Origin of the sequence: Lacticaseibacillus absianus (assembly GCF_013407595.1) — a bacterium.
Classification (GTDB): Bacteria; Bacillota; Bacilli; order Lactobacillales; family Lactobacillaceae; genus Lacticaseibacillus; species Lacticaseibacillus absianus.
In genome coordinates, this window is record NZ_JABEKX010000001.1 from 222,231 (window position 1) to 241,004 (window position 18,774).

12 protein-coding genes are annotated in these 18,774 nt (G+C 63.5%); 6 read left to right on the top strand and 6 right to left on the bottom strand.

Annotation, left to right across the window (positions count from 1 at the left end; all coding sequences use genetic code 11):
• Positions 1–490: 490 nt before the first annotated feature.
• The 5 genes from HII33_RS00905 to HII33_RS00925 all read left to right on the top strand — a co-directional run bounded on the left by HII33_RS00905 (position 491) and on the right by HII33_RS00925 (position 9,635).
• Positions 491–2,746 carry a lectin-like domain-containing protein gene (locus HII33_RS00905; RefSeq protein WP_179393918.1) on the top strand — a complete coding sequence of 752 codons (2,256 nt, stop codon included), beginning with the start codon at positions 491–493 and terminating at the stop codon, positions 2,744–2,746.
• The gene (locus tag HII33_RS00910; protein ID WP_179393919.1) at positions 2,743–4,194 is read left to right on the top strand and encodes a SpaH/EbpB family LPXTG-anchored major pilin; all 1,452 of its coding nucleotides are present in this window, start codon (positions 2,743–2,745) and stop codon (positions 4,192–4,194) included. Before HII33_RS00905 ends, HII33_RS00910 begins: the two co-directional genes overlap by 4 nt.
• Positions 4,195–4,214: 20 nt before the next feature.
• Entirely contained in the window at positions 4,215–5,318 is a 1,104-nt protein-coding gene (locus HII33_RS00915) for a pilin N-terminal domain-containing protein (RefSeq protein ID WP_179393920.1), read from the top strand.
• A 60-nt stretch (positions 5,319–5,378) separates the two neighbouring features.
• Positions 5,379–6,458: a class C sortase gene (locus HII33_RS00920; protein ID WP_179393921.1), complete on the top strand. Its 1,080-nt coding sequence runs from the start codon at positions 5,379–5,381 to the stop codon at positions 6,456–6,458.
• 204 nt (positions 6,459–6,662) lie between these two features.
• Positions 6,663–9,635 carry a lectin-like domain-containing protein gene (locus tag HII33_RS00925; RefSeq protein ID WP_179393922.1) on the top strand — a complete coding sequence of 991 codons (2,973 nt, stop codon included), beginning with the start codon at positions 6,663–6,665 and terminating at the stop codon, positions 9,633–9,635.
• Positions 9,636–9,759: 124 nt separating this feature from the next.
• Here HII33_RS00925 and HII33_RS00930 read toward each other — a convergent pair whose 3' ends face one another.
• The 6 genes from HII33_RS00930 to HII33_RS00955 all read right to left on the bottom strand — a co-directional run bounded on the left by HII33_RS00930 (position 9,760) and on the right by HII33_RS00955 (position 16,434).
• On the bottom strand, positions 9,760–10,734 hold the full coding sequence (locus HII33_RS00930; RefSeq protein WP_179393923.1) for an LPXTG cell wall anchor domain-containing protein: 975 nt from the start codon (positions 10,732–10,734) through the stop codon (positions 9,760–9,762).
• Positions 10,735–10,989: 255 nt separating this feature from the next.
• Positions 10,990–12,741, bottom strand: a complete 1,752-nt coding sequence (locus HII33_RS00935) for a hypothetical protein (RefSeq protein WP_179393924.1) — start codon at positions 12,739–12,741, stop codon at positions 10,990–10,992.
• 187 nt (positions 12,742–12,928) lie between these two features.
• On the bottom strand, positions 12,929–14,266 hold the full coding sequence (locus HII33_RS00940; protein WP_179393925.1) for a threonine/serine exporter family protein: 1,338 nt from the start codon (positions 14,264–14,266) through the stop codon (positions 12,929–12,931).
• A 217-nt stretch (positions 14,267–14,483) separates the two neighbouring features.
• Entirely contained in the window at positions 14,484–15,230 is a 747-nt protein-coding gene (locus HII33_RS00945) for a nitroreductase family protein (protein ID WP_179393926.1), read from the bottom strand.
• A gap of 27 nt (positions 15,231–15,257) precedes the next feature.
• Positions 15,258–15,842, bottom strand: coding sequence for a GNAT family N-acetyltransferase (locus HII33_RS00950; RefSeq protein ID WP_179393927.1), 585 nt, complete (start codon positions 15,840–15,842; stop codon positions 15,258–15,260).
• Complete coding sequence (locus tag HII33_RS00955; RefSeq protein WP_179393928.1) at positions 15,784–16,434, bottom strand: carbonic anhydrase family protein; 651 nt, start codon at positions 16,432–16,434, stop codon at positions 15,784–15,786. The genes HII33_RS00950 and HII33_RS00955 overlap by 59 nt, the downstream gene beginning before the upstream one ends.
• Before the next feature lie 210 nt (positions 16,435–16,644).
• Here HII33_RS00955 and HII33_RS00960 point away from each other — a divergent pair, with 210 nt between their 5' ends.
• Entirely contained in the window at positions 16,645–17,817 is a 1,173-nt protein-coding gene (locus HII33_RS00960; RefSeq protein ID WP_179393929.1) for a CapA family protein, read from the top strand.
• Positions 17,818–18,774 lie beyond the last annotated feature (957 nt).

Below are 18,774 nucleotides of genomic sequence, written 5' to 3' on the forward strand. Positions count from 1 at the left end.
AAAATGTCACAAAATGTAGGGTGTTTTTGGATTTGTTCTCACAAATACAAAAATCATTTTTCGACTGGTGTAACTTATCTCGGTGACGAATTAATCGCGCAAGGGCGAATAAACCGGCGTCTGGTTATGCGATTCGGTGATCATTTGTTATTTATTGGTAAGGGACTAGTCTTGACACGCTGAGCCTGTTCTTTATTCCAGGTTTATGATAACGGTTTATTTATGAAGTACGGGTAAAACTATTAATGGTGGGCAGAACGGTAGCTTGATTTCACAATTATTTATTGGAGTTGTATACAAAGAAATCGAATGCTATATTATCAACGTTGTTTAAAGTCTTCGGGGGAGGACTTTTTGGAGAGTGTAAGGTTTTGCTGTATTCGTGTACCCTTTGCGTAGTCTTTTTGTGTGCCGACGCCAGTGACCCTTACAATCGATTGAGCGCTTCCCAAGTTATTTGGGAAGCGCTCTTTGTATAAAGGGGGTAAGCATGATCGAGAGACTGGGGCATCACGACCACGGGCAGACGCGCCAGAATCGTCGCCGCCAGCGCCGGCAACACCGGCTGCAGGCTTGGTTGATGCTGACGATCATCCTTGTGCCATTCCTACAAGTTTTCGGTGCACCGGCCCGACCGACCGCTGCAGGCACGAGTGATATGACGCATGTAGATAAGGATAATTTTCGGGAGTTTTTCGCGCTTAACGGCGATGCACGCTACGATCCGGTGAGTGGGATCGTGACCTTGACGCCTGACCGTAACGATCAGATCGGGGAGTTCTCGCTCAAGACAAAGATCGATATGGGCACGAGCTTCACGCTGACCGGTGAGGTCAACCTCGGCGACCGGACCTCGAGTGAAGGGGGCGCTGACGGGCTGAGCTTTGCGTTTCACGCCGGTAACACTGATGATATCGGGAATGCCGGCGGGAATCTGGGCCTTGGTGGGCTGCAGCGCGCGACCGGCTTCAAGCTCGACACCTGGCACAATGATAAGCAGTTGCCGGATAACGGGGTAGATGGTGCGCAGGTCGATCCCAAAGATTCTAACGGGTTCGGCTGGGATGATGATCCCAATGGCCAAGACTTTGCACAGTTCGGGGCGTTCGTGACGACGACCAAACAGAAGATCCCGTATCAGCAGCGCAACCGTCGAAGCCGAGACGTTCAGCGGTGGTGGGCACAGACCGATATGGGCAGTGCACAAGCGCTGAAGCCTGAGGACCTGGACAATGCCTTCCACCCGTTCGTCATCAGCTACGAGGGGAAAAAGCAGGAGCTGACCATTAAATACACCGAGTCCGACGGCAATGTCATGACGTGGTCGAAGCAGATCGACCACGTTGACCCGGCGATGGCGATGATCGTCAGCGCCTCCACGGGGAGCGCCAAGAACCTGCAACAGTTCAAGATCACCAGCTTTGACTTCAAGCAGGCGGCGACGGTCGACGTGAAGTACGTGGACACCAAGGGCAACCAACTGGCAGTCGGGACCCCGACTTATCCAGACGGGCCATACGTCGACCATGACTACGCGACGACGTACCCAGAGACGATCCAGACGGACGACGGCACGTATTCGTACTTGAAGCCGAGCGATGGCAGCTTTCCAGGGCTTGCGCTCAGCCTGCCGACCAATGGGACCCTGGCCGATCCAGGGTTCAACGGTACGGTCATCTACGTCTACACGAAGGGGATCCAGGTCAGCGGCCAGAAGCGCTGGCTCGACAACGACGATGCCTACGAGACGCGGCCGGAGACGCTGACCTTCCGGCTGCGACAGAATGGTCAACCCTTCCGCGAGACGACGACGAATGAGGCGGCCGGCTGGCGGTACGCGTTCGATAACTTACCGGAGGAAGACGCCAGCGGCCAACCCTACCACTACACGGTCGACGAGGTCAGCGTGCCGGGCTATCAGACGACGCGGTCGGGAAATGACTTCACGAACACGCTGGTCGGCACGACGGCGGTCACGGTGCATAAGACCTGGGCGGACGCGGCCGATCAAGACCGGCTGCGGCCGGCGCAGGTGACGGTGGCCTTGTTGGCCAACGGAACGCCGAGCGACACTGTGCAGCTGAATTCGGGCAACGGGTGGCAGGCGACCTTCGGGGGGCTTGCGAAGTACGACGCCACGGGGCGCTTGATCACGTACACCGTGCGCGAATCCACGGTCGCCGGCTACACCGCGACGTACGCGACGACCCCAGATGAGGCCGGTGGCACCATGACCGAGATCACGAACACGCACACGCCTGAACCGGTGCTCCACCTGCAGGTCATCAAGACAGACCCGCAAGGCCACCGATTGACGGATGCCGAGTTTGCCCTGACCGGGCCTGATGCAGATGAGACGGTCAAGACGACACTGGCGGCAACGCCGTTCACCACGACGCTGCGCGCCAAGCAGACATACACGGTCAAGGAAACGCAGGCGCCGGCTGGCTACCAGCGCAACAAGACGCGCGCCAAGATCACCGTGAACGACGCCGGCACAGTGCCGACCGTCACGCTGGTCGATCAGGCCGGCAAGGGAATCAATGCGACGACCGATTACACCTATACGTATGACGCGGAGAAGCGCACCCTGACCCTGACCGTCACCGACCAGCCGCAGACGGTCCTGCCGCACACCGGCGGTCCCGGCTCGCGGGCGACGCTACCAACGGCGCTCGCGCTGCTCGGGCTGGCGGTCGGCTTGGCCGGGCTGGGCTGGCGCCGCAGACGGGAGGTGCGCGCATGACGAAGCGACTGATGAAGTTACTCGGCGGCCTGCTCGGCCTGCTCGCGCTGGTCGTCGGGCTCGCTCAGGCGCAGCCGGTCCAGGCGCGCAGCACGAAGACGGTCGAAGTCGTCTTGCACAAGCTGCTGTTCGACGGCGAGATGCCGGCGCAGCAACGCAACGACGGGCAGGCCGAACCGAACTTCGGTGAGGTCGGCCAGCCGCTGAACGGGGTCACGTTCACCGCCTACGACGTCTCCGCGGCGTTCTGGGCGGCGGTGGCCGCCGACCCGGCGCATGATGTCGCCGCGGCGCAGGCCAAACTGGCGGCAGATACGGCCCAGCCGCGCACCGCGCCGGTCGCCCGGGCGGTCACCGCTGGGGCCGGTGAAGCGGACTTTGCCGCCTTGCCGCTACACCACGGCAAGCACTACGCGGTCTACCTGTTCAAGGAGACCGGTGCACCGGCAGGGATCACGGCTAGCCAGGATCTGGTGGTCGTGCTACCGGGGCCGGCAAGCGGCAAGGTGCAGTCACGGTTGGACCTTTTTCCGAAAAATCGGATGACGGCCGGCTACGCGACGATCGATAAGACGATCACCAACGGCCAGACGAGCTTTAGCTACGGCGAGGCGATCCCGTACCAGATCCAGGTCAAGGTGCCGGCCAATATCGGTGCGCTGACCCGCTTCGTGGTCACGGACACCGCAGATGCCCGGCTGGCGCGCCGCGGCCAGCTGCACGTGGCGATCGGCGGGCACGCGCTGACAGGCGCCTACCAGACGACGTTGCCGGATGTACACCGCTTCACGCTGACCTTCGATCCGGCTAAGCTGATCGCGTACGCGAACCAGACGCTCACGATCACGTACCGGATGCAGATCGACGCTGGCGCTGCGCCGGACGCGCCGCTGGTCAACCGAACGACGCTCTACCCGGGCACCGCCGCCCCGCAGACGGACACCGCAGTGGTGCTCACCGGTGGCAAGCGGTTCGTGAAGGTCGACGCCAAGCACCACGCGACCACGCTGACTGGGGCGACCTTCGCCGTGCGCAATGCGGCGGGGGCCTACCTGGTGCGCGGCACCGATGGTTGGCAGTGGCGCCGGAGTGGGAATCCGACGCACACAGCGGGTCTGTACACGCTTCGCTCGGACGCGCAAGGGCGGTTCGCCGTCGCGGGCTTGAAGGCCGGCGCTTACCAGCTGGTCGAAGTGCAGCCTCCGGCGCATTACCTGCGCAGTCGCCAGGCGATCCCGTTCGCGGTGGTCGCCGGGGAATACACGCGCGGCCAGACCACGCCGTATGTCGTGGTCAACGTGCACGCACCGGCGACGCCAAGGCGGCCGAACATCTGGGGCCACCTGCCGCAGACCGGCGGCGAGTGGGCCGCGTGGCTCTCACTACTGGGCATTATCCTGATCGCGCTGCTGACGGTGATCAGAGTCAAAACCAAACAAGCAAACTAGGGGAATAAGGGAGAAAGCTAATGAACAAGACATTTTTGAAGAAGGCGCTGACGCTGGTCGGGGCCGCGATCTTGGCACTGCCACTGGCGCTGAGCGCGAACACCGTTCAGGCTGACACGACGGGCACGCAGAACGTCATCGTGACGAAGTACGGGTTCAAGAGTGACGAAGACGAGGCCGCCTCGAACGAAGTCGGGCTGGACGAACCGGGACAGGCGCATGATGGCAACGCCCCGAAGTTGGCCGGGGCCGAGTTCACGGTCTACAACGTGACGACCGCGTACTGGCAGTACGTGAAGGACAATGGGTTGACCGGCCAGGACCAAGACACGCTGTCGACAACGATCAACGCGGCCGCGAGTCAGCTGCGTGACGGGGCAAAGCTTGCAGCTGATCCGCAGACTACCGACGCGAACGGTCAGGCAACCTTTGCGGACCTGCCCCAGTACACCGACGGGCAGCCATCGGTCTACGTTTTTGCCGAAACGAAGACGCCGGAAGGTTACCAGGCAGACAAAGACTTTGTCGTGTCTCTGCCATACGGTGATGGCCAACAAGACGTCAAAGTTTTCCCGAAGAACTTGTTCGACGAGAACGCCAAGCTGTCGCTGAAGTTCAAGAAGGTCGACGCGAACGCGACCAAGACCACACTGGCCGATGCTGAGTTCTACATCACCCGCACGGGTGCGGACGGCAAGCTCTACGCGAAGGTCGCGAATGCCAACGATCAGACGACCCTACAGGACGTTGAATGGGTCGCCCAAGCAGACGCCACCACCTTCAAGACCGGCGCAGACGGGCTGTTCGGGTTCACCGCGTACACGGAATCGACCGTCAACGGCGCACTTCACGGTCTGACCCAGAAGTCTGGCGTCTCCTATACGGTCGAAGAGGTCACGGCGCCTGAAGGCTACAACAAGGACGCGCAGATCAACGGTAAGGACGCGACGACGGTCGAGAACCACGCCGCCAAGGGCGCAGACGTGGTGATCCCAGTCACCGATACGCCAGAAGGCATCCTGCCACACACCGGTGGGGCCGGGATCGTTGCCTTCGTTGTCCTCGGCGCGGCCCTGCTCGTGCTGGGTGGCGTGGCGTATAACAAGCGTCGGGCGAACTTCTAAGCAACTGTCATGCCGAGATCGGGGCGTTCACGACGCCTCGATTTTGTGCTAGAGGAACTTATGCGCAATCAGCCAAAAAAACCGCTCGGGGTGATCGACCTCGTGATCGTCGTGCTGATCGTGGCGGGGCTGGGCGTGCTCGCCTACCCGTTCGTCAGCGACGCGGTCGTGTCCTACAAGAACCAGCAGGTGATCGACCGCTACCAGGTGCGCGAGACGCGCAAGAATCAGGCGGCCCTGCAACGTGACTATCAGGCCTATCAGGCGCGCAACAGGGCGATGGCGGCAGCCACTGCACCGGGCGTCAGTGGCTTCAACGCGGCGGTCAACGCGCAGGGCACGGCTAAGGCCGATGCCCAGCGTGACCAGAAGAAGCTCACCAACGAGACGATCGCCCAGCTGACCATCCCGAAGATCGGGGTCAGCCTGCCGGTGTTCGACCACACGACGGACTGGCTCCTGCAATTCGGGGCGTGCCTGCTGGATGGGACCAGCTATCCGACTGGCGGAGCTGGCACCCATGCGGTGATCTCGGGTCACCGCGGCCTGCCCAACGCCGAGCTGTTCACCCGGCTGCCTGAGCTGGCGGTCGGCGACAAATTCTTCATCAAGATCGGCAGCAAGCGCCTGGCCTACCAGGTGTTCAAGCGTACGGTGATCGAGCCGACCGACGTCAGCAAGCTCACGGTGCGTCCGGGCCAGGACTTGGTCACGCTGATGACCTGCACGCCGTACATGATCAACTCGCAGCGCTTGTTGATCACCGGGCGGCGCGTGCCGTTCACGCAGGCCGACGCCCGCGCTGCGGACCGGGCGACGTGGTGGAACAAGCTGAAGTTGTTCGTGTGGGCGTTGGCCGCACTTTTGCTGCTGGCCGTGATCGCCTGGCTGATCCGGGGGCTGATGATCGGCCGGACACGCTACCGGCTGGTGCTGCCACCCGATGCGACCACGGCGGTCGTTCGCCGCGGGCGGCGGCAGCGCACGCTGACACCAGACGCGCAAGGCCGGTTTGACGTGCAGCTGCCGGGCGACCGGTACCGTGTGACGGTGACCACGCCGACGGGCCCACGGCACTACCGGGCGGTCATTCGCCACCGCCGAGACCATCAATTCGGGCTGCGCTTGACGCGCCGTTAGTCCCACCAAGAGACGCGACACGACTACACGTGTCGCGTTTTTTGGCCCATTGAGGCGGTGCGCACGGTTGATCAGATTAGTGAGTTAAAACCGAGCGTCGCCGCTCGGGGCTTGGGCGGGCGTGACGGCCAGACTAAGCCATCGTTGCACAGGTAAACATCGTGTCGGCCGGGTACCGGTCGACAGATCTGGGGGGATAATCAGATGTTGAGACAGGAATCTAAACTGCATTACAAGCTATACAAGGCGGGCCGGCAGTGGCTGGTCGCCGGGATCGCGGTGGCTGGGTTAGGCGTCGGGCTGGCGCAGCTAGATAACCAGCGCGTGGCCGCCGCCGAGCAGCCGAGTGCCCAGGCGGGCAGCCCAGCGACCGCGGCGACATCGACCCCGAGTGCGGGCGATGCGGCTACGGCGCCAGCGGCCGCGCCCGGTGAAGGGACCGAGACCCGCGAGGCGCCGTCACCCGAGCCGGAGACCCCGGCGTCTGCGACCGTGACGCCCGCCCCCGAGGCCGAGACGCCAGTGGCCGCCGCAGTGACCGCAACCTCGCAGCAGGCCCTGACGCCAAGCGCGCCGCAGACCACCGCGGTCACCGGCACGCCATCGACGCAGCCTGCTGAGCCGGCAGATGCGGCGGCGCCCGCTGATGATGCGACGGCGGTCCCGGACGATCAGAGCCAGAATCTCGACTTGACCGGGTCTAAGGCCGATGTGACGAACAACTTCAAGGCCAACGGGGATGCGACGATCGGTGGCGCGGATGAGTCGGCCACGGTCACGCTGACGCCGAACGCCAAGCGGCAGTCCGGCAACCTGACGCTCAACTCGCAGATCGACCTGGGCTACGATTTTGACATGACCGCCCAGATCGACTTCGGTAAGGCAGACGGGGTCTCGATCGGATTTCACACCGGCAACACCGACCAAGTCGGCCGCAACGGCGGCTCACTCGGGTTCGCCGGCTTGCCCGGCGCGTTCGGCTGGAAGGCGGACACGTACAACAACGCGAACGGGGGTGAAAACGCCAACGATACGACGGCGGACGGGACCCAGTACTTCGGGGCGGACCCCAAGGGCCTCGATCAGTTCGGTGCCTTCGTCTACACCGGCGCCAATGGGATCACGATCGAGACCGATACCGCGCAAGCGCAGGGCATCGATTCGAGTTACAACCAGTTGCATGTGCACTACGACGCGGCGTCGTACCAATTGACGGTGACGCTGACGCGGCCGGCAGTGGCGGGCGACCAGTGGGGCTATGGTCGTGTCGAAGCGGACACGCTGACTTGGACGGCCGACATCTCGGCGTACATTCCGGCGGATCAGCTGGTCTCCTTCTTCGTCGCTGGTTCGACTGGGGATGCATATCAGACCCAGACGTTCACGCTGAACGCGTTCAGCTACCACGCCGTTGGGACGGCGCATGTTCACTATGTCGATCAGGATACCGGCGATATCCTCGCCAACAAGGATATCCGGGGGGCGCTGAACCATACGGTCACCCTGCAGGACACGGCGGATTATGGGCAAACGATCGCGGCTTTGCGCGCGCAGGGGTACTCGCCGGTCGCGCCGAACGCGAAGGATCAACTCACCATCACCAGCGACAACGCGGCCAACGTGACGACGGTCTACATGCACAAGTCATACAGCGCGACGGTCCAGTTCGTCGACGATGACACGCAGATGTTGCTGGACACAGATGAGATCGATGGTGTGACCGGGACCGTTGCGCACTTCGACGACGTTGCCCGCACAACGCAGCGACTGCTCGACCGCGGTTACGTGTTCAATGGCAGCGACCTGCCGGCAGCCTTCACCTTCACGCCGGCGGACCAGGGGCGGACCTTCACCGTCCACGTCAAGCACGCGCATCAGCAGACAACGCAGACGGTCACGCGCACGATCACGTACGTCGGCGCGCCGGCGGAGCTACTGCCGTCAACGGTGACCCAGACCGGGATCGTGACGATCGACACCGACCTGGTGACCAATCAGGCCACGGCCGCGCCGGTCACGCTGGCTGCTGTGACCACCCCGCAGTTGCCCCACTATACGCCGGATCAGACAGTCGTGGCCGAGGTGACCCTGACGGCTGGGGAGACGCCGGTCAATGTGACCGTGACGTACACCGCCGACCCGACCGTCACGATCGCTTACATCGACGATGGTAGCGGTCGGGTGCTCCAGCACGACGTTTTGCAAGGTCGGCCCGGCACCACTGCGACCTACGACGTCGAGCGCGTGATCGATGGCTATCAGGCCAAGGGCTACTTCCTGGTCAGCAACGATGTCCCGGAAGTCGCGCAGATGGGTCAGATCCCATTCGGTGAGGCCGACCACACCTATCAAGTACACCTGATCATCGGCCAGATACCGGATGAGACGGAGACGCCAAAAGATCCGAGCAAGCCGGGCACGCTGGTGAAGACCTGGGTGGGGACACCAGACCCAGTCTACCGCGACGATAGCGGTCACGAGGTGCCAGACGAGACGCCGAGAGATCCGGAAAAGCCGGGCACGCTGGTGAAGACCTGGGTGGGGACACCAGACCCAGTCTACCGCGACGATAGCGGTCACGAGGTGCCAGACGAGGCAGAGACACCGAACACGCTGGTGAAGACCTGGGTGGGCACGCCAGACCCAGTCTACCGCGATGACAGTGGCCACGAGGTGCCAGACGAGGCGGAGACGTCGAACACGCTGGTGAAAACCTGGGTGGGCACGCCAGACCCAGCCTTCCGCGATGACAGTGGTCACGAGGTGCCAGACGAGGCGGAGACGCCAAACACGCTGATGAAAACCTGGGTGGGCACGCCAGACCCAGCCTTCCGTGATGACAGTGGCCACGAGGTGCCAGACGAGGCGGAGACACCAAACACGCTGGTGAAAACCTGGGTCCAGCTCCCGGCCCCGCTCAGCGTCACCGTTGCGTCATTGCATGATCAGGGCTATGGGCCCGACGGTAAGCCACTGGCGCGGCAACAGACGCCAACGCGGCTCAGCGACCCGCAGGCGCCGGCAGCGACTGCCGCGGGGACCCTAGGCAGTCACCGCGCGCAGGCTCAGCTTCCCCAGACCGGGGATGAGACCAGCATCGTCGGCCCGCTGGGGTTGCTCGTCACCGCAATCACCGCGCTGTTCGCGGTTGGGCCGAAGCGTCGCCGTGAAGACTGACCCATGCTAAAGTGACCAAAAGGCACGTCCTAGTGACCGAAGTGCCCGACAATTATCAGACAAGGTGTCTGATGATCGTCGGGCACTTCATCCGTAAGGGCGTGCCTTTTTGGTGTTCCAGGACTCAGAACTTGAACTTGATCAGGCCACCGAGGCTGATGATGGCGAGCAGCCCGCCGAGGACGGTGATCGTCCAGGCCGGCTGTGCACCGGTGCGCGGTAGCGACTCCGCAGCGACTCGACTGATCGCGTGGGCCGCAGCTGGTGTCGCCATGGTGGACGCTAATGGATCGGTCACCGGTGCGGATGGGGCCGGATCGGCTGGTGCGAGCGGGTCCGCTTGTTCAGCGGGGGCACCGGGCGTCGGCGGGGTGATGGGCGCGAGCGGGTCGACCGGCGCTTGGGGGTCGGTTGGTGTCGTCGGGTCAGCGGGCTCCGTTGGCGTCGAAGGGTCGGTCGGCTCAGGCGTCGCGGGATCGAGCGGTTCCGTTGGTGTTGACGGATCGGTCGGGTCTGGTGGCGTGGACGGCTCCGGGGCGATCGGTCGGTCTGGGGTCTCCGGGATGCTGGGGCCCTCCGGCGTCGGGAGCGGCTCGGGCGCTGGCTGTGGGTCGGTGACGAAGAGCGTCAACGTCTGTGGCGCCAGCGTTAGATGACCGTTATCGGTACGGCGCAAGCTGATGCTGGTCACCACGGTATCGCCGGCCGCCGCCGTGACGGTGAGGGTGAACGCGACGGTGAGCGTGCCGTTGGTCCCGCTAGTCGCGGCCATCTGGACCGCGCCGGTCGTGATCGCTGCGCGTGCGTCGCTGCTCGTGAGTTCAAGGGCGGTCAGGGGCAACGCGGCCTGCGCGCCGTAGTAATTGATCGTCGCTGTGCCAGTGTAGGCGTGCGCGGCCAGCACGGTCCCGATGCCTGAGTTAGCGAGGTCAGGCAGTTCGGGGATCGCGACGCCGAGGCGGCTGGTGAAGAAGAATGGTTCAGCGGTTCGGGTCGCCGCCTGCGTCGCTGCGGCGTGTGTCGGGGTCGGCGCGGTGAGCGGGACGCCCATACAGCCAGTGAGCAGACCGGCCAACATTAAACGATTGATTCGATGCACGATGAGGCCTCCAAAGTAGTGGGTAGTTTAACTTTTTAACAAAACATCATCACTAAATGATAATATTATCGCTTTTTATCAAAAAGCTTCGCTTATCTTACCATGCGGGCCCCGGCTAGTGGGTTAAGTTATCATGATAAGCAGATAATAAGCGTCGCTGCACAGGTGAGAAACGCAAAGACCCCCGTACCCGTGTTCGCGGGTGCGAGGGTCCAATAAGGCTGGTTGATCAGTGCCGCGCGTGGCGTGCCGAGATCACAAGCCGCGTGCAGTCAACTCTGCCTGCGCGGCGGTGTCGCCCTTGGCGGCGAGGGCCTTCAGCTGGCTGTAGGTCATCGTGCGGTACGACTTGGTCGGCGTCGGCAGGGTGGTCGCGTCGGCTTGACCTGCGCGGTAGGCGAGCTCGGCTTCGGCGCCTTCATCGCCCTTGGCGGCAAGGTTCTGGAGCTCGGTGTAGGTCATGGCACCATAGCCCTTAGCCGGGGTGGCAGGCAAAGCGTTCTTGGCCGCGAGCGAAGCGCGGTAGGCGAGTTCAGCCTTGGCGCCTTCATCGCCCTTGGCGGCGAGGTTCTTGAGCTCGGTGTAGGTCATGGCACCATAGCCCTTAGCTGGGGTGGCGGGCAAAGCGTTCTTGGCCGCGAGCGAAGCGCGGTAGGCGAGTTCAGTCTTGGCGCCTTCGTCGCCCTTGGCGGCAAGGTTCTGGAGCTCGGTGTAGGTCATCATGCCGTAGCCTTTGGCGGGCGTGGCCGGCAGCGCAGCCTTAGCGGCTTGTGCATCGCGCTTGGCCAGTTCCTTGATCGCACCAGCATCGTTGCGGGCCGCCCAGGCCTTGAGCTCGGTGTAAGTCATCATGCCGTAGCCCTTGGTTGGGACCGTTGCGGCTGGGGTCGTGCTGGCCTGCTGCGCGCTGGCCGGTGTCTGTGTCACCGCGACGCCGTGACCGGTCCGCTTGATCAGCTCCTGCTGCGCGGCGGCGTCCCCTTGGGAGGCCAGCGTGACGAGCTGGCTGTAAGACAATGCGCTGACACTCAGGGCCGGGGTGGCGGGCAGGGCGACCTTAGCGGCTTGTGCGTCGCGCTTAGCGATCTCCTTCGCCGCCCCTTCGTCGTTCTTGGCGGCGAGGTTCTGGAGCTCGGTGTAGGTCATCATGCCGTAGCCTTTGGCCGGGGTGGCGGGCAGGGCGACCTTGGCGGCTTGTGCGTCGCGCTTGGCGATTTTCTTCGCCGCCCCTTCGTCATTCTTGGCGGCGAGAGCCTTGAGCTCGGTGTAGGTCATCATGCCGTAGCCCTTGGCCGGGGTGGCAGGCAGGGCGACCTTAGCGGCCTGGGTGTCGCGCTTAGTGATCTCTTTTGCGGCCGCTTCGTCGTTCTTGGCGGCGAGGGCCTTGAGCTCGGTGTAGGTCATCATGCCGTAGCCCTTGGCCGGGGTGGCGGGCAGGGCGACCTTAGCGGCCTGGGTGTCGCGCTTAGCGATCTCTTTTGCGGCCGCTTCGTCATTCTTGGCGGCGAGGGCCTTAAGCTCGGTGTAGGTCATCATGCCGTAGCCCTTGGCAGGGGCAACGATGGTCGGTGCTGCCGCCTCTGCCTGAGCCGCCGCGATGATCGCGGTCTGCTTCTTGGTTTCCTTGGTCAGTTCAACGTGCTTGGTCGCGGCGTAGATCGTGGCCTGCGTGAGTTGCGCATTCGCTTGGTCCGCGATTGCTTGCTTACGGGCAACGGCGGCCTCGGTGGACTTGCCTGCCGCCAGTAGCTGCTTTTCTTTGGCGAGGTTGGCGTTTTGCGTTGCGGCGGTGTGCTGTGCGTCGGTCAACGCCTGGTCCGCATCGTCAGCAATGCTTTGCTTGCGGTCGATCCAGCTTTGCGCCGCGGTCACCTTATCTGTCGGTGTCTGCGCGGTCTCGCTCTGCGCGTGCAGCGTCTGTGCGCCGAACAGGGTCGCGGCGATCAGTGTGGCCGCCAGCCAGCCCTTGCGTGTCTTATACAATTTCTTTGCCCCGTTTTGTTGCATGAGATCATACTCCTCCTCTTTGTTCGTCCCTCACTCGACTAAGGCGCATTCGCCTTATTGAATTTATTGTATCATCTAATTGATAATATGATAAGAAGGATTTGAGGTGGAAAAATGCGCGCTGGCTGCAGACCAAAAAAAGCCGCGCACTGCCGGTGGGCAGGGCACGGTCAGGGGCGTGGCGTGGTCAGTCGACGTGACGCCAGTCGCTGTCAGTCAGGATGCGCGCGGCGGCCAGGCCCAGCGGCAGGGCGATCACGATCAGGATCGCCTTGACCAGCCAAGACGCGCCGACGTCGAAGTGACTGCCACCGAGGTTGAACATCGCGCGGTACATGTAGAGGCCGGGCACCATGATCACGATCGCCGGCACGGTCAGCGAGATCCGCGGGTAGCCGGTGTCGCGGTTGACGGCGCTGGCGAGGAGCCCGGCGACTAAGGCTCCGAGAAATGCCGCCGCCGCACCGGGCGCGGCGAAGTCGACCAGCGTCAGGCGCAGGGTGTTGGCCACCGCGCCGAGCAGTCCGGCGCTGGCGGCGAGCCGGCGGGGGCTGTTGAACATGATCGAGAAGCCGTAGACCCCGCAGAAGCTGGCGAGCAGGCGCAGGCCAAGCTTGACCCCGAAGCTCAAGTCGAGCGGAATGAAGTCCTGAGGTTCAAAATGGACCAGCAAGGCGACCAGCCAGCCGGTGACCGTCGCCACGGTGATCACCATGATGGCGAAGGTCCCGCGCTCTAGGCCGCTGCGCATGTCGAGTTTGGCCATGTCCAGCCCGCTAGTGATGAAGGGGAACCCGGGGATGACGAACAGCATCGCCCCGATGTAGCCGGCTTCGTGTGCCTGCGAGACGCCGAAGCTCAGCTCAAGGAGCCTGAACAGGAGCAAGTAGGCCAGGCATGACACCGCGACTGACACGGCGGTGCTTGCGGTGACTGTGATGCGCCGCGCGCCCATCAGGCGGCGGGTGTAGTTGCCGACCCCGGCCCCGAGGAAGGCGCAGACCATCTCGATCGGCCCGCCGCCCAGCAGGAAGGTGAAGGCAGCACACGCCAGCGCACTCGCCAGCCCAGCGGTGAGCGCCGAGAAGTTGCCTGGCTTGTTTTGGATCTGGTCCAGGCGGTCATGGATCTCGCGCGGCGTCAGCATCAGGCACGTTGCGGCGAACTGGTTGACGAAGCGCTCCATGTCGGTCAGCTTATCCGTGTTGACGCCGCTGGTCGGAAGCGCCAGCGCCTGCGAGTAGTGGCGGCCGTTGTCGAAGCAGGTGTACTCGATCGTGATCAGCCCGACATCGGCGGCGCACGTCAGCCGCAGGGCCCGGGCGACCGTGTTCATCGCCTCGCGGACGCGCCACGCGCCGGTCCCGCACGATAGCATGATGATGCCAACTCGGCCGACGATCGTTGCGCGCTCGGTCAGGCCTGCCTTGGTGACCGGCACGTTCGCGTTTTGGACGAAGCTGTGCCACGGAATGGCCATGTGGTGATGTTCGGATAGGTGGATGCGTGGCTCTGGCTCAGACATAATCGACTCCCATGAATGTAATACCTATTAAACTACCACTTATCCGCGATTTTGTGAAAGTCGTGGCCGTAAGAAAATGAAAAAGTGCACCGGTGCGGTTGTTTCACGTGGAACGGGGGATGTCCGTGATCGACCCAGGGCGGGCACTGGGCTGGACGAGTCCGGGCACAAAAACGGGGACGTGATGGTGGTCACGTGCCCTGTCTGTCAGCGCTGGTCAGCGTGCCTCCTGCAAGAACCCCTGTGCGTGGAGTACGGCCAGGAGCTGGCCGCGGTGGGCCGGCGAGGTCGTCGCGCTGTGGGTCAGGAGGTGCGAGAAGGTCTCGGCGCGCTGGTTCGTTGCGCGCGTCGCGTAGTACGTCGCGATCGTCTGGTCATAGGCGGCGATCGCCGGGTCCTGTGGGTCCAGCGCGTAGTGATTCTCGAAGGTCATCAGGCGGCGTGGCATGCGCGGCTTGGGTTCAGTGGCCTGGGCGGGGTAGCCGATGATCAGTCCGAGTAGCGGGAAGGTCAGCGCTGGCAGGTGCAGTAGGTCGATCAGCGCTTGGGCGTCGTTCAAGACGCTGCCCAGGATGACCGTGCCCAGGCCTAGGCGCTCGGCCGCACCGACGACGTTTTGCACGGCGAGGGTGGCGTCCTCGACGCTTTGCAAAAACTTATCGGCCGACCCCAGTTCGTGCAGATCAGGCGCGGTCGCCAAGGTGGCGGCGCGGTGCTGGTCTGCGACGAACAGTAGGAGCTCACCGTGGCCGTTGACATAGGCTTGCGTTGAGATCGCGGCGATCTGCTGGCGCAACGCCGGGTCGGTGATGCGGATCACGCTGAAGGCCTGCAGGAAGTGCGAGGTCGCGGTGTGCTGGGCGACGTCCAACAGCTGATCGAGCACACTTGGTTCGACCGGGCGGGCTTGAAAATGCCGCACGGTGCGGTGGTCGAGTGATGAAGCGAGTGCATCTAAGAACAATCCTTGGTCCCTCCGATCAAGTGTGGCTCACAGGCCGAATGCGGGGTCATAGCGCAGCGTCCCGCTGACACCGGTCAGCCCCCCGGGAACGATCGCCTTGAGCATCAAGTTGGCGTCAGGTACCGCGAACGGGGCGGTAACGCCGAAGTCGCGCGCCGGCTGATAGCCGAACCGCCCGTAGTAGCCGGGGTCGCCGAGGATCGCGATGGCGCGGCGGGCGTCTTCGCCGGCTTGGACTGCCAAATAAGTTAGCAAGGCACTGCCAACGCCTTGACCTTGCCAGTCGGGGTGAACGGCCAGTGGGGCGAGGACGAAGACCGGCCATTCGTGGGTCGGGCCAACGACGGCGGCTTGTGAGAGCAGTGCGTGGCCGATCAGCGTTCCGTCGTCACTCAAGGCCACAACGTCATCGGCGGAACGGTAGGTCGCGCTGTGGCGCAGGCGCGCGACGAGGGCGGCTTCGTCGCCGTCCGCGTGGGGGGGGCGGTGGCAAAGGCCGCGGTGATCAGGCGCTCGCTCGCGGCGAATTGGCTGGGTGAGATCGGTTGAATTTTCATGCCCAACCGCCCGCTTCGGGTCCCCGGAAGGCCTGGCAGCGCACCGGGCGCCCATTGAGCGGCTGCGGGTCGCGGGCGGTCGCACCGAAGCGGTCGATGAACCACGCGACCTGTGCGGGGCTGACCGTCCGCTGACGCTGTGCGATCACGCACCATTCGACCCCTTCGGTCAGCGGTGGGGTGGTCAGCGACCCGGCGTAGCGAAACGCGGTCCCGTCGGTCGGCCACAGTGGGGTCAAGTCGAGGGTGGCCGCCGTTGCCTGCCCGCGGCGAAACGCGCCCTGCACCGCGGCCAGGACCGGGTCAGCGGCGCCCAGCGGTAGCAGAAGCGCGACCACCAGCGGTTGCCCCAACTCGGAGCGGTGAACGAGGTGCAGCTCGACGGCGAAGTCACCGGCGCCGCGGTGCTCGACTGGGGCGTGCCAATGGGCCTGCACGAAGCTGAACGCGCGGCCGTCCAGGATCAGGCCGCCGCTGCCGGGTTGGCGCACGGTGGTGCCGACATCGAGCAGTGCGGTGGTCTGGTACGGGGCCGTCAGGGTCACCGCGCACTGGCCATCGGGCGTGCCGGCCAGGGTGATCGGGGATTGCGCCTGGCCGCTGAGCGCTTGCCAGCTGGCCTGGTCTGAGTAGTCAAAGGGTCGCATGATCCACCTCCATTGCCCTCCATGGTAGCCGGTCACCGGGCGAGATGCAAGCGGTGCCGTGGGGGCAAGGGCCACGACCGCGTGCCATGCTGTGAGGTCGTAGTCGCGCAAGCGGCGAACCCTGTGGCGGTGGCGTACCGCCGCTTGCTTTCCCACCGAGGCATGCTACAATCCCTGTAGTAATAAAAATATTAATATGTGAGGATAAGAATGAAATCGGGTAAAGGGTTACGAGGGGCCGGCGTCGCGCTGGCCGCACTGATGGTACTGGCGGGGTGCGGGGCGCAGGGTGGTGCCGGATCGCGCACGGCCGGCAGCGCCACTAAGTCAGCGTCGCGATCGTCAGCGACCAAGTCTGCGCGATCGAGCAGTCAGTCGTCAAGTCACCAGCAGCAGGCTGCGTCGGCGAGCAGTCAGGCACAGCCGGCGACCGTGCGGCTGACGTTCATGGGCGACGATACGCTGGGCACCGACCCGGCGTTCAACGCCGCGACCAGCCTGCCGACAGTGTGGGCGAACAACGGTAAGGCGCCGACATACTTTTTCCAGAATGTCGCCAGCTACTTCAAGGCGGATGATCTGACCATCGCGAACCTTGAGACCACCTTCACGACCAGCAACACGCAGGCCAACAAGGGCGGCGGCGTCGTGTTCCACTTCAAGGGCGACCCGGAGCTGGTCAGTGCGCTGACCAGCTCCAGTATCGAGGCCGTCACCGTGGCGAACAACCACATCTACGACTACGGTCAGCAGGGGTTCAAGGACACGATCGCGACGCTGCAAGGGGCTAAGGTCGGCTATTTTGGCGAAGGCTATCAGTACACCAAGACTGTTAACGGCGTGAAGCTCGGCTTCCTCGGCTACCAGGGGTGGACCGCGACCGACAAGGACCTAGCCAAGATCCGCAGCGACATTGCGGGGATGAAAAAGGCGGGCTGTCAGCTTGTCATCCCGTATTTCCACTGGGGCATCGAGCGCGAGCCGCGGCCGTATGCGACCCAGACCACTCTGGCGCACGCGGCGATCGACGCCGGCGCCGCAATGGTCATCGGCTCGCATCCGCACGTCATCCAGTCGATGGAATTGTATAAGGGCAAGCTGATCGCGTACTCGATGAGCAACTTCTGCTTCGGGGGCAACAGCAACCCAGGCGACAAGCGCTCCTTCCTCCTGCAGACGAACCTGACCGTGCAAGGGGACGACGTCAAGGCGGCGCAGTTCCGCGTCATCCCGACTCGGATCTCGAGCACCGACAGCTACAACGACTACAAGCCGACCCCGTACACCGGGAGCGCGGCGACCGCTGTCTTGCGCTACATGAACGAGCTGTCGCCGACCTTCAGCGGCCGTATCAGTAGTCGCTTCACCCCGATCGCTCAGTGAGCGACGTCCGCCTGCTTCCACAGAAGCAGGCGTTTTTTATGGTCCGAGTCGTTTTAGTTGCCAAAAAAGTTGGTCCGCAGTAGACTGCAGGTACTTCATGGGGAGCTCGCCTGGTGATCGCGTCAGCGCAACGCGATCGTTCACCGACGGGCAGCCGAAATCATCCAGGGGCATTGCGTCCTCAGTAGGCTCGACCCAGAGTATCGATACGGTGAGGCGTGATGAGTATGCTCACGTTAGATGGTCGAAGTCGGATGACACCACCGGGCACAAGGCAAGACGGTGGTGATCGCAACGTCGCAAGCGGCCACGCCAAGTCGTCTGAACTTGGCGGGACAATCAGGCGGTGGCACAGACTGCATGGTGCCACCACCCCACCGGTAAGCCGAGAGACTCAAGGCCCCGGTGAGGCCCCGCGGGACCGCCGCGGTAAGTCAGCCAAAGGCGTCCTCAGGTGCCCTGAGGGCGGCTTTGGTGTGTCTGAAACCCGAGAGTGGAGAAGCGCGGTCATGCGGGTTGGGCTGCTCCCGCATGTCAGACCGTAACGCGCAAGCGCGAACGGCCTGATCAAGCCAAGCGCGTTGCACCCTGGTCTTGGGGTCGGCGTGCTTGGCGTAGCAGCTATCTGCAGCACAGCTTCAGATAGCCTGTGGAGTGAGGCAATGCCGAACGGAAACAAGCTACGCGCCCGTTGCCTCCGTGGAGCTCGACGACGGTCGGGAGGAAGTAAGCAAGCGCGAGACAGTTAGCGAGTTCCCGCCCAACATCAGCCCCAAAGGCACACAGCCCGCGGAAGATCACCCCACCCCGACAGGACCACCCTGTCGGCTTTTTTGCGTTCGAAACGCGTGGTGCGCAATCAGCCTGGCAATCGTGCCGCCATTTTTTGCGACTCGCTAGAGGCTGCCAGCATGTCAGTCGTCGATTCATTCCGGCGCATCGGCAGATCACACGAAA

Bases quoted from the DNA above. Each gene is read 5' to 3' on its own strand.
- HII33_RS00915 (WP_179393920.1), top strand. From the start codon at position 4,215: ATGAACAAGACATTTTTGAAGAAGGCGCTGACGCTGGTCGGGGCCGCG.
- HII33_RS00905 (WP_179393918.1), top strand. From the start codon at position 491: ATGATCGAGAGACTGGGGCATCACGACCACGGGCAGACGCGCCAGAAT.
- HII33_RS00940 (WP_179393925.1), bottom strand. From the start codon at position 14,266: ATGTCTGAGCCAGAGCCACGCATCCACCTATCCGAACATCACCACATG.
- HII33_RS00950 (WP_179393927.1), bottom strand. From the start codon at position 15,842: ATGGGCGCCCGGTGCGCTGCCAGGCCTTCCGGGGACCCGAAGCGGGCG.
- HII33_RS00960 (WP_179393929.1), top strand. From the start codon at position 16,645: ATGAAATCGGGTAAAGGGTTACGAGGGGCCGGCGTCGCGCTGGCCGCA.
- HII33_RS00925 (WP_179393922.1), top strand. From the start codon at position 6,663: ATGTTGAGACAGGAATCTAAACTGCATTACAAGCTATACAAGGCGGGC.
- HII33_RS00910 (WP_179393919.1), top strand. From the start codon at position 2,743: ATGACGAAGCGACTGATGAAGTTACTCGGCGGCCTGCTCGGCCTGCTC.
- HII33_RS00920 (WP_179393921.1), top strand. From the start codon at position 5,379: ATGCGCAATCAGCCAAAAAAACCGCTCGGGGTGATCGACCTCGTGATC.
- HII33_RS00935 (WP_179393924.1), bottom strand. From the start codon at position 12,741: ATGCAACAAAACGGGGCAAAGAAATTGTATAAGACACGCAAGGGCTGG.
- HII33_RS00955 (WP_179393928.1), bottom strand. From the start codon at position 16,434: ATGCGACCCTTTGACTACTCAGACCAGGCCAGCTGGCAAGCGCTCAGC.